At 36.4% G+C, this 10,202-nt stretch carries 8 protein-coding genes and 1 pseudogene; 4 read left to right on the top strand and 5 right to left on the bottom strand.

What is annotated here, in order from left to right; genetic code table 11:
- Positions 1-155: 155 nt before the first annotated feature.
- Positions 156-764, bottom strand: coding sequence for an orotate phosphoribosyltransferase (gene pyrE, locus F3H01_RS05355; protein ID WP_084041979.1), 609 nt, complete (start codon positions 762-764; stop codon positions 156-158).
- A 119-nt stretch (positions 765-883) separates the two neighbouring features.
- On the opposite strand from pyrE, the gene F3H01_RS05350 reads away from it, so the two are divergent.
- The 3 genes from F3H01_RS05350 to thyX all read left to right on the top strand — a co-directional run bounded on the left by F3H01_RS05350 (position 884) and on the right by thyX (position 5,596).
- Complete coding sequence (locus F3H01_RS05350) at positions 884-2,251, top strand: Na+/H+ antiporter NhaC family protein (RefSeq protein ID WP_085658391.1); 1,368 nt, start codon at positions 884-886, stop codon at positions 2,249-2,251.
- 122 nt (positions 2,252-2,373) lie between these two features.
- Positions 2,374-4,848, top strand: a complete 2,475-nt coding sequence (gene flgE, locus F3H01_RS05345) for a flagellar hook protein FlgE (protein ID WP_149725080.1) — start codon at positions 2,374-2,376, stop codon at positions 4,846-4,848.
- 118 nt (positions 4,849-4,966) lie between these two features.
- Entirely contained in the window at positions 4,967-5,596 is a 630-nt protein-coding gene (gene thyX, locus F3H01_RS05340; protein WP_149725079.1) for an FAD-dependent thymidylate synthase, read from the top strand.
- Between the two features lie 46 nt (positions 5,597-5,642).
- Here the strand turns inward: thyX and F3H01_RS05335 are convergent, their stop codons facing one another.
- The 4 genes from F3H01_RS05335 to ruvC form a co-directional block, all read right to left on the bottom strand.
- On the bottom strand, positions 5,643-6,749 hold the full coding sequence (locus F3H01_RS05335; protein ID WP_149725078.1) for a DNA adenine methylase: 1,107 nt from the start codon (positions 6,747-6,749) through the stop codon (positions 5,643-5,645).
- A gap of 1 nt (position 6,750) precedes the next feature.
- On the bottom strand, positions 6,751-7,266 hold the full coding sequence (gene luxS / locus F3H01_RS05330) for an S-ribosylhomocysteine lyase (protein WP_103649217.1): 516 nt from the start codon (positions 7,264-7,266) through the stop codon (positions 6,751-6,753).
- 135 nt (positions 7,267-7,401) lie between these two features.
- Positions 7,402-8,091 carry an MOSC domain-containing protein gene (locus F3H01_RS05325; RefSeq protein ID WP_103649216.1) on the bottom strand — a complete coding sequence of 230 codons (690 nt, stop codon included), beginning with the start codon at positions 8,089-8,091 and terminating at the stop codon, positions 7,402-7,404.
- A 16-nt stretch (positions 8,092-8,107) separates the two neighbouring features.
- Entirely contained in the window at positions 8,108-8,587 is a 480-nt protein-coding gene (gene ruvC, locus F3H01_RS05320) for a crossover junction endodeoxyribonuclease RuvC (RefSeq protein WP_178140253.1), read from the bottom strand.
- 122 nt (positions 8,588-8,709) lie between these two features.
- On the opposite strand from ruvC, the pseudogene dnaA reads away from it, so the two are divergent.
- Positions 8,710-10,019: pseudogene (gene dnaA, locus F3H01_RS05315) on the top strand (chromosomal replication initiator protein DnaA).
- Positions 10,020-10,202 lie beyond the last annotated feature (183 nt).

Raw genomic sequence — 10,202 nt, 5'->3', positions numbered from 1 at the left:
CAGATTACTTTTAAAAATTAAACTATAAATTTTTGTTGAAATGATTTGAAGTCTTGATTAAAATTTTTCTATAAGTACTATTTTTGGATTTTTCTAAAAATTTTAGCTATCGATCAATTTAAAAAAGAAAGATAGCTATATTTATAGTATAAATTTTAGTTGCCTCTGCTTCCAGGTTTGATCGCTTTGCTTCCATTTTTACAAAGTGGGCAATGCTCAGGCTCATAAATTTCAAACTCAAAATTTCCTAAAGCAAAAAATGGCTTATCGCTTGGTAGTTTAGCATTTGGCTTAGCTTCATTGTCTAAATTTGTAACCTTACAAAAGCCACGGTTTGCAAGCGCTGCAAAGCCAACTACCTCGCCGCCAAGGCTCTCTATCACGTGCGCTGCTTCAAGTGCTGAGCCGCCGGTCGTGATGATATCCTCACAAACGATAAATTTCTCACCCTTTTTCACCTCAAAACCACGTCTAAGACTCATTACCTTTTCGACTCGCTCTGTAAAGATAAATCGTTTCTTTGCCGCACGTGCGAGCTCATAACCAGCTAAAATTCCTCCAAGCGCAGGCGAGCAAACACTATCAAATTTAATACCAAATTTCTCTATCACACAGGCAAGCTCGTCAGCTAGCTTTCCAGCCAAAGCTGGATCTTCAAGCACCTTTGCACTTTGTAGATAAAACTGCGAGTGATTGCCACTGCTTAGTAAAAAATGTCCCTCTAAATATGCCCCAGCCTCTTTATAAATTTTCTCTAAATCCATCGTTTTTTCCTTTTAAAATTTACTCAAAATCTTAACACAAGCCCACTTAAGCCACTCTTTTTAAAATTTAATAAGCCACACATTTGTATAATCTCTCAACACTCACAAAAAGGACGCTCATGCTTATATTTAACCCTGTTGTTTTTAGCATTTTGGTAATGACGATACTTTGTCTATTGCGTTTTAACATCTTGCTTTCTATCCTTATCTCTGCTCTTGTTGCGGGAGTAATGTATAAGCATGGATTTAGTGGATTTGAAAGTGGCATTGCAGGTGGAATCGATAGCCTCTTTACAGCCCTAAAAGAGACTACACAAAGCCTCATAAGCGGTATGCAAGGCAATCTTGAAACATCGCTTAGTTATATTTTACTTGGTGCTTTAGCAGCCGCCATCGCAAATACAAATTTAACTGCTATCTTGATAAATGCTTTGAGTAAATTCCTTAGCTCAAATAAAGTGATTTTTATACTAACTATCGCATTTATAGCGTGCTTATCTCAAAATTTAATCCCAGTTCACATAGCTTTTATACCTATTTTGATCCCGCCACTTCTTGCTATTATGAACAAAATGGGAATAGATAGACGTGCCGTAGCTTGCGCTTTGACATTTGGTCTTCAAGCACCTTATGTAAGCCTTAGCGTTGGCTTTGGTCTGCTTTTTCACAATATCTTAAAAAAAGAGCTAGCAAATAACGGCATAACCACATCTATTTCTGATATCTCTTCTGTTATGTGGATAGGCGGCGCTTCGATGCTTATTGGACTTATCCTTGCCATACTTTTTTACGGTAAAAAAAGAGCTTATAAAACTTCAAAATTTGAAAAAGAAGAGCTTGATGAGATCGAGCGCGCAAAAAGCCTTGAGATGACTAAAAAAGAGTGGGCGGTTTTAGCTGGTGCAGTTGTGGCTTTTGGTGTGCAAATTTATACTGAGCTGCTACCTCTTGGCGCACTACTTGGACTTTTGGTAATGGTTGTTTTTGGTGGTATCGAATACAAAAAAGTAGATAAGATCATGGATAATGGCCTTGCTATGATGGGATTTATCGCTTTTATCATGCTAGTTGCTGCAGGTTATGGCACTATCCTAAGAGAGAGTGGTGGCATAGACGAGCTTGTAAAATATGCTAGCTTGGTATCTGGCGGCAAGATAGGCGGAGCATTTTTGATGCTTCTTATTGGTTTACTTGTAACAATGGGTATAGGCACTAGCTTTGGCACGATACCTATCTTAGCTTCTATCTATGTGCCACTATGCGTTAGCCTTGGTTTTGGCGTACCAGCCATCATCTTGTTAGTTGGTATAGCTGCAGCTCTAGGAGATGCTGGAAGTCCTGCAAGCGATAGCACACTTGGGCCAACAAGCGGTCTAAATGCTGATGGCGAGCACAACCACATATATGATACTTGTGTGCCTACGTTTATATTTTTTAACATCCCACTTATCATCGGTGGCATCGTAGGAGCTATGATACTTGGATAAATTTTGGCGTTAATTACGCCAAAATTCTTTTTATTTCTTCTGCTTTTTATCAATATAAATTTTTGGAACATCTTTTGCTTTTAAAAAAATATAAAAATTTAAAACGCAAAAAGGATAAGTCAATGATGAGATCACTTTGGTCTGGTGTTTCAGGCCTACAAGCCCACCAGATAGCCATGGACGTAGAAGGCAACAATATCGCAAACGTCAATACTTATGGTTATAAATACAACCGTGCAAATTTTGCTGATATACTAAGCCAAACTCCAAGAGTCGCTACTGCTCCACAAGGTCAGCTAGGCGGTCAAAATGCTATGCAAATAGGTCTAGGAACGACTATAAACTCAACTACAAGAATTTTCTCACAAGGCACACTGACATCTACTGATAAGCAAACAGACCTTGCACTTCAAGGAAATGGTTTCTTCGTCGTATCTCCAGATGGTGGAACTACAAGATACTATACAAGAAATGGTGACTTTGTCCGTGATAAAGCGGGAAATTTTGTAAACAATAGTGGCTATGTCGTTCAAGGTTGGACAAGAGATGAAGAGACTGGCACTATCGACTCAACAGGTCCGATAAAAAATATTGTGATCAAAGAGGGTCTTACAACTCCGGCAAGAGCTACAACAGAAGTAAAGATAAAAGGCAACCTTGACTCAGGCAACACCATCGACCAAAGAAGCACTCCTATTTATTCACTAGATTCGGTTGCTGGTGGACGTGACTATAACAATGACGGAATTTTAGATCCAAACGAAGTCCACAACGAGAATGATGTAAATAACGATCAGTTTTATACGAACTCAAGAAAAGAACAAAGCCTAACAGAGCGTGGCGTCGATCTTGGTGTTACATTTGATGAGCTTGGAAATGGCCTTGCTTTAAGAGATGGACAAGGTATCTGGGTAAGCTACGCAAATGCTAAAACTGAAAAATTTACTATAGGTAGTGGATTACCAAATAATATTGGTTCACTTACTAATGGAACTGCAAAAAAATTAAATATAACATTAAATGGTGTAAATATAACCGGAGATGTAACAAATATAAGTGATGTTGCAGCCGCTATTAACGCTCAATACAATAAAACTGGTGTTAGAGCTGAAATTTCAGAAGGTAATAAACTAACACTTATAAATAGAAATAATTCAGGTACTACAAAAGAGACAAAAAATATTCACTTAACTGTCAATACTGGTGATGAATTAGTAGCAGCAACGACAGCAATGGGAGTGGCAAATGGCGGTTTAAAAAATCGAGATATTATCACAGCTTATCAATATGTCTATACAAGTTCACAAACAACAGCAGTTCACGAATATAATGATGCGAAAGAAAGGCAAGTAACTACAACAGAAGATCTTCGTGCTGCTATGCAAAAAGATGCAAGGAACTACATTGACTACAACGGTGATGGTCAAATAAGAGCAAATTCAGACGCACTTGATGCTGCAAAACAAGCAATAGCGGCACATAGAAGAACGCCTGGAACTGGCGGGGCAGCCATAACTAGCACCGTATATCAAACAGCTTATAATACTGCTTATAACAATACAACTGGTACTCCGGATGCAAAACACGCAGCTGGTATCGCGGCACTTCAAGCACTTGCAGGTGATGATACAAATGATGGTGTAAAGATCACTGTAAATAAACTAGGTCAATTTCAACTAGAAAATCCATCAAACGAAGTAGCAGATCATGCACTTTATATGACAACAACTGGTCTTACAAAGCCAGCTCAAGGTACAAATAATTCAGCTATAAATGAAAACGTTAGGCTTACAACTATTATGAAAGCACTTGATGGCGCACTAAGCCCGGGCCAAGCTTTAAGAGCAAGTGGAAAGATGATGATGTCAAGCCACGGCTCAACGGCAGAAATTTTTGACTCACTTGGCTCAAAACACACAGTTAGTATCAAATGGACAAAGACAGGTACTACAACAGATGGCGGAACTGAGTGGAGCATGGTTATACAAGTACCAGAGCCAGCTAAGATAAACTACACAGGTGAAGGTCCAGATAACGTTATAACTGGAACAGCTAGATTTAACGCAAATGGCTCACTTGCAAGTTTCCATCCAGCAACGATAACATTTTCAGCTAACAACGGCTCACAAAGTGGCCAAAACATTAGTCTAAATTTTGGTCTTGGAACTGATTTTAACGGCTTAACAAGCTTTGATAAAGACTCATCAACTGAGTCAATCTCACAAGATGGCTACACAGGTGGCACTCTAAATGGCATAAAAATAGATGAGACCGGAACGATAATAGGCTCATTTTCAAATGGACAAAGCTTTGGCCTAGCCAAAGTAGCACTTGCTACCTTTACAAACAACGAAGGTCTTCAAAGTGAGGGCGGAAATGTCTTTTCACAAACCGCAAACTCAGGTGAAGCAGTTATCGGTGCAGCTGGCACAGGCGATAAGGGAACGATCGCAGCTTCAAAACTTGAAGCTAGTAACGTCGATCTAAGCCGTGCGCTAACAGATCTTATCGTAATCCAAAGAGGTTTCCAAGCAAACTCAAAAACGATCACAACAAGTGACGAGATGCTAAATACACTTCTTCAATTAAAACAATAATAACTAAGACTTTTACAAAAGGGAGCGTTTGTCTCCCTTTGAAATTTATGCTTTAAATTTACAAATAAAATCAGCCTTCTTTTTGTAAAATGTTAAAAAATTTTACAAAAGAGAAAAAATGCAAGTAACACTACTAAATCACACTCCACTAAATATCTGCTCACATGCGATCCGCACATGCTGGCAAAGCTTTGAAAAAGGCGACAACGGTGGAGAAAAAGATGTTGAGCTAATAGATAGAGTAGGTAATAAATTTAAACACGCCTCGACGCTAGAGCACCTATACTATAACTTCTACATTCAAGGTATCTCTCGTGCGCTACTTCAAGAGCTAGCTCGTCACCGCTTGGCAAGTCTAAGTGTCAAATCAACCCGCTACACGCTAAAAGAGCTAAAAAAAGAGGAGAAATTTGAAGTAGGGCAGTTTGAGCGTGCGGCTAAATTTATCGTGCTAACAAATGATGAGTTAGTCGATAACGCGAGCATAAAAGCGCTTGAAAATTTGCGCGAAATTTTAGCCTCAACTACAAAAAGCCTTGATATAGTCAAATACTGCTTGCCAGAGTGCTATAAAACTGAGCTTACATGGAGCATAAATGCTAGAAGCTTACAAAATTTCATCTCTCTAAGAAGCTCAAAATCAGCCCTTTGGGAGATAAGAAATTTAGCAAATGCCATCTACGATGCCTTGCCAAAAGAGCATAAATTTATCTTTGAGAAGTGCTTGCCAGAGGATGAGCAAAACTAACATTTAAATTAGTGCGATTTTAGAAGTGATGAAACTGGAGCTAAATTTACTTTTTCAAAACGTAAAGAAGTTCGTCTACGTGGATGTTTCTAGCTTTTAAATTTCTGCTGCCGCGGTAGGCATTGTATTTTTGGCGCAGTAGTTGAACCTTGCCCATTTTATTTAGGTTTTGATCAAATTCATCTTGGTTGATAAAGCCCTCTGAGTTAAACGAAATGAGTACAAATTTTGCCTTTAAATTTGTTATCAACTCGAAAAATGCCTCGCTTGCTGACGATTTTTTATTAAAGACTGATCTATTCCAGTCTTTTGCGATGCCTGAAACTTTTGAAATATTGCTTGGCTCTTCATAGCTTGCGATGAGATTTAGCATGAAGTAGTTTGAGCCATATGGGTGCTGGTTATAAGGTGGATCAAGATAGACTAGATCAAGTCCATTAAGCTCTTTTGCGAGCAAATTTGCGTCCTTTTGATAGACCTCAAAAGGCACATTAAAATTTGAGAAAATTGGCTTAGTCAAATTTATATCAGAAGTGATCCTTGAAATGGCGTTTTGCCCCCTGCCACCAAACTGGCCAATGCCCTCTTTATTTTTATGAAAACCTTTAAAAATTCCACTTGTATTTGCATGCACACTTGCATTATAAAGAAGTGGAGCTATGAAAAATTTTCTCATTTCATCTGGTAAGAGCTCATCTATGAGCCTTCTTGCAGTGTCGATGAATATAGCATTTTTTCTTGTGTAAAAGACCCGCTCGCCCTCGGTAATATTTTTATCATCTTGTGGGGCATAAAGTTTTGTTATAAAGCCTTCAGAAAGGTTATTTTCTATCTCTTTTTCAAGCTTTTTTTGCCAGAAATTTATCTCATTTTTTAGTTCATTTGTGGCGTTTTGCAGGTAGCATGAGTTTGTGATGAAGCTGTAAAGTTCCAAGTCGTTTGCGACTAGGAATTCGCTATTTTGCTTTAAAAACCTAGCCACCACGCCACTTCCGCTAAAGAGATCACAGCAGCTAAGCTTCTCTTTTTTAAGCTCGTCTTTTGCGTATTTTACGCCTAGATCTATAAAGCCTAAAAGAGAGCGTTTGTTACCAAGATAGGTTAAAATTTGCTCTTTTAAATAGGCTTGATTTTCTTGTTTAGCTGGCTTCAAATCAGTGCTTTTTTAGTCCCATAGCATCAACGTCAAGCTTAATCTCATCGTTATTTATGATAACTAAGCCCTGATCAAGAATTTTCTTTGCTATAGTGTGTGCTTCATCAAGTGAGTGCATCTTGTAAGTGCCACATTGAAATTTATTTAGCTCTGGGATTTTATCTTGGTCTTTGACTTCTAAGATGTCTTTCATAGAGGCTAACCATGCCTTTTTTACAGCTTCTTCGCTAGGTGTGCCGATCAAACTCATATAAAAGCCAGTTCTACAGCCCATCGGCGAGATATCGATGATCTCTACTCCATTGCCGTTTAGGTGGTTTCTCATAAAGCCAGCAAAAAGGTGCTCTAAAGTGTGAGTGCCCTTTTCTGGCAAAATTTCTTCATTTGGCTTGCAAAATCTCAAGTCAAAAACACTGATATCATCACCCTTTGGCGTTTTCATACTTTTTGCTAGTCTTACTCCTGGGGCTTGCATTTTTACGTGATCTACACAAAAACTATCAAGTAATGGCATATCTTCTCCTTTAAATTTTTGGTAATTCTATCGTAAAAAATGTTTAAAAATTTAAAGGCTCATGAAAAATTTTACATAAGCCTTGTAATATCTGAATGTTTGTGAGTATTAAAATAACAAAACTTTTACTTACTATTATAAATTTCTCATATATTCCGTACTATAAATACCTTGAATACGTCTTTCCATGTCACCATACCAACTTTTTGGAAGAGTAGTAAGAGAGTTAAATTTCTCTAGTAAATTTAAATTTTCATTTGGTGTAAAAAAGAGCCTATTTATCTCTAAAATGCTCATATGAACTGGATCTTTTTCTATAACTTCTATCACATCGCCCACTTTGCACGATCCTGGTGTTATTACGCGGTAGTACCAGCCAGTAAGACCAGTTTCAAAGATGTGAGTAGCCATATTTTCATTACCCCATCTTTTTGAGAGCTTAAAGCAAGGCTTTCTTGGCTGCGATACTTGAAGGACTAATGAGCCGATTTTATGTATATCACCTACACAGACACTACTCTCATCAAATCCATCAATGCATAAATTCTCCCCCATAGCTCCATAAGCTAAATTTTTAAATCCTAAAAATTTCTCCCACTGAGCATAGTTTGCAAACGAATTTGCAAATATAGCTTTTTCAGGACCGCCATGGTGCTTTATATCAGCGACACTATCGCCCACAAAGCCAAGTTCATTTGCAAAAATTTCACCATTTTGAGCTACTTTAAATATAGCTGAACTCCATGGTGTATTTAGCTTATTAGTAGCACTTTGCGAGCCATAGTTTTTCACCTCGCCAATTAATAATGCTTTTACTATTGCCATCTTTTTCCTATCAAATTTAGCTTATTCTTAAATTATTTGCGTGAGTTAGCGCGATCGCGATTGCATCTGTGATATCAAGTGGTTTTATCTCTTTATTTATACCTAAAATTTTCTTCACCATAAACGCTACTTGCTCTTTATCAGCTTTAGCCTTGCCAGTGACCGTCTTTTTAACCTGAAGTGGCGTATATTCGGCAAAATCACCATGAAGCTGTAAAATTTTAAGGCTAAGTGCTCCACGAAACTGAGCGAGCTTTAAAACCGTTTTTGGATTATAAGCAAAAAATATATCTTCAATCGCAACCTCGTCAAATTTATGATTTTTAAAAATCAAGTCGAGTCCCTCGCAAAGCTCGGTAATTTGATATTGAAGTGTGTTTGGTTTTATTTTTATGAGTCCTGCTTCAAGAAGAGTAGTTTTAAATTTATTTTTTTCAAGTATTGCATAACCACAATTCTTCGTTCCTGGATCGATTCCTAAAATTTTCATCACTATCTTTTCAATACTTTTTCACGACTTTTTCACGATGTGAAAAAGTTTGTCGGAGTTTAACAAAGGTTTTATTAAAATTAAGATAGTATCACTATAAAAATTCTCGAAATTTAAGGCATAAAAATTTGATAGCAGACGAAATTTTAGAAAATCTTTCAACACAAATTTCACCTGAAGAATACCAAAGTTATATCAAACAATTAAAATTTAACGAAAAGGCTTCAGACGATCATATTATAGTATTTACTGCACCAAATGAGTTAATGGCTAAATTTATAAATACAAGATATGCTGATAAAATCGCTCATCTATATGAAGTTAGAACAGGCATAAAACCAAATATAGAAATTTCATCTACTAAAAGTAGCAAGGTATCAAAACAAAATCAAATAAATGTTAAGCAGATAAAAACGCAAAGTAGCATTTTAAATCCAAGCTACACATTTGAAAATTTTGTCTGTGGAGCGTCAAATCAATACGCATTTTTAAGCGCAAAAGCAGCCGCTGAAAAACCTGGCGTACTTTATAATCCACTTTTTATCTATGGCACGACGGGACTTGGCAAGACTCACTTACTCCAGTCAGTCGGAAATCACTGCCTAAATAAAGGAAAAACCGTTATTTGCGTAACTAGCGAACAATTTATGATAGATTTTACCAGTCACATAAATAACCACTCAATGCCAAAATTTCGTGAAAAGTATAGAAACTGTGATGTTTTACTAATAGACGATGTGCAGTTTCTTGGTAAAACTGATAAAATCCAAGAGGAATTTTTCAACACATATAATGAGCTTTTAGCAAAAAATGGTCAAATAGTTATGACTTCAGATCGACCTCCAAAAACTCTAAAAGGCTTTGAAGATAGGATGATTTCAAGATTTGATAAGGCTTTTATGGCTGATATTACGCCGCCTGAACTTGATACAAAGATAGCCATCATCATCAAAAAATGCGAGTTTGATAAAATCGATCTAAATAAAGAGGTCATAAACTACATAGCTACAAATATGGGAGATAATATCCGTGAGATCGAGGGAGCTATCATAAATTTAAACGTATTTAAAACTCTTATGAAAGAAGAGATCACACTTGATCTTGCAAAAAGTATATTAAAAGATTTGATCAAAGAAAAACGTGAAAATATAAATTTCGATACTATCGTTGAAATAGTTAGTAAAGAACTAAATATCAAACAAAGTGATATAAAAAGCAAATCAAGAGTTACAAATATCGTAGAAGCAAGACGCATCATCATATATCTTGCAAAGATGCTTACAACAAACTCAATGCCACAAATCGCAAACTATTTTGGTATGAAAGATCACAGTGCTGTTAGTCATAATATTAAAAAGATAAATGAGCTAATACAAACTAATGAAATTTTAGTCTAAAAGTTACTGAATTAAAAAACAAAATTTTGACAAAAGGATAAAATACAATATGAAATTTGTGAATAAATGTGAAAAAGAAAATATAATTTTTCACATTTTAAATAGCTGTATTTCGATGTTTAAAAGCACTTTTCACTTTTTAACATCACCTACTAAAACAAAAAAATTAAATTTAAAAATAGAAGGAAGTTTTTAATGAAAGTTTTAATAAACAAAAATATGCT

The sequence above is a fragment of the Campylobacter concisus genome, from assembly GCF_902460875.1.
In the GTDB taxonomy this organism is placed as follows: domain Bacteria; phylum Campylobacterota; class Campylobacteria; order Campylobacterales; family Campylobacteraceae; genus Campylobacter_A; species Campylobacter_A concisus_AA.
The sequence above is the reverse complement of the archived record's forward strand: the minus strand, read 5'-3'. Positions and strand labels throughout refer to the sequence as shown.

Bases quoted from the DNA above. Each gene is read 5' to 3' on its own strand.
- pyrE (WP_084041979.1), bottom strand. From the start codon at position 764: ATGGATTTAGAGAAAATTTATAAAGAGGCTGGGGCATATTTAGAGGGA.
- F3H01_RS05350 (WP_085658391.1), top strand. From the start codon at position 884: ATGCTTATATTTAACCCTGTTGTTTTTAGCATTTTGGTAATGACGATA.
- flgE (WP_149725080.1), top strand. From the start codon at position 2,374: ATGATGAGATCACTTTGGTCTGGTGTTTCAGGCCTACAAGCCCACCAG.
- thyX (WP_149725079.1), top strand. From the start codon at position 4,967: ATGCAAGTAACACTACTAAATCACACTCCACTAAATATCTGCTCACAT.
- luxS (WP_103649217.1), bottom strand. From the start codon at position 7,266: ATGCCATTACTTGATAGTTTTTGTGTAGATCACGTAAAAATGCAAGCC.
- F3H01_RS05325 (WP_103649216.1), bottom strand. From the start codon at position 8,091: ATGGCAATAGTAAAAGCATTATTAATTGGCGAGGTGAAAAACTATGGC.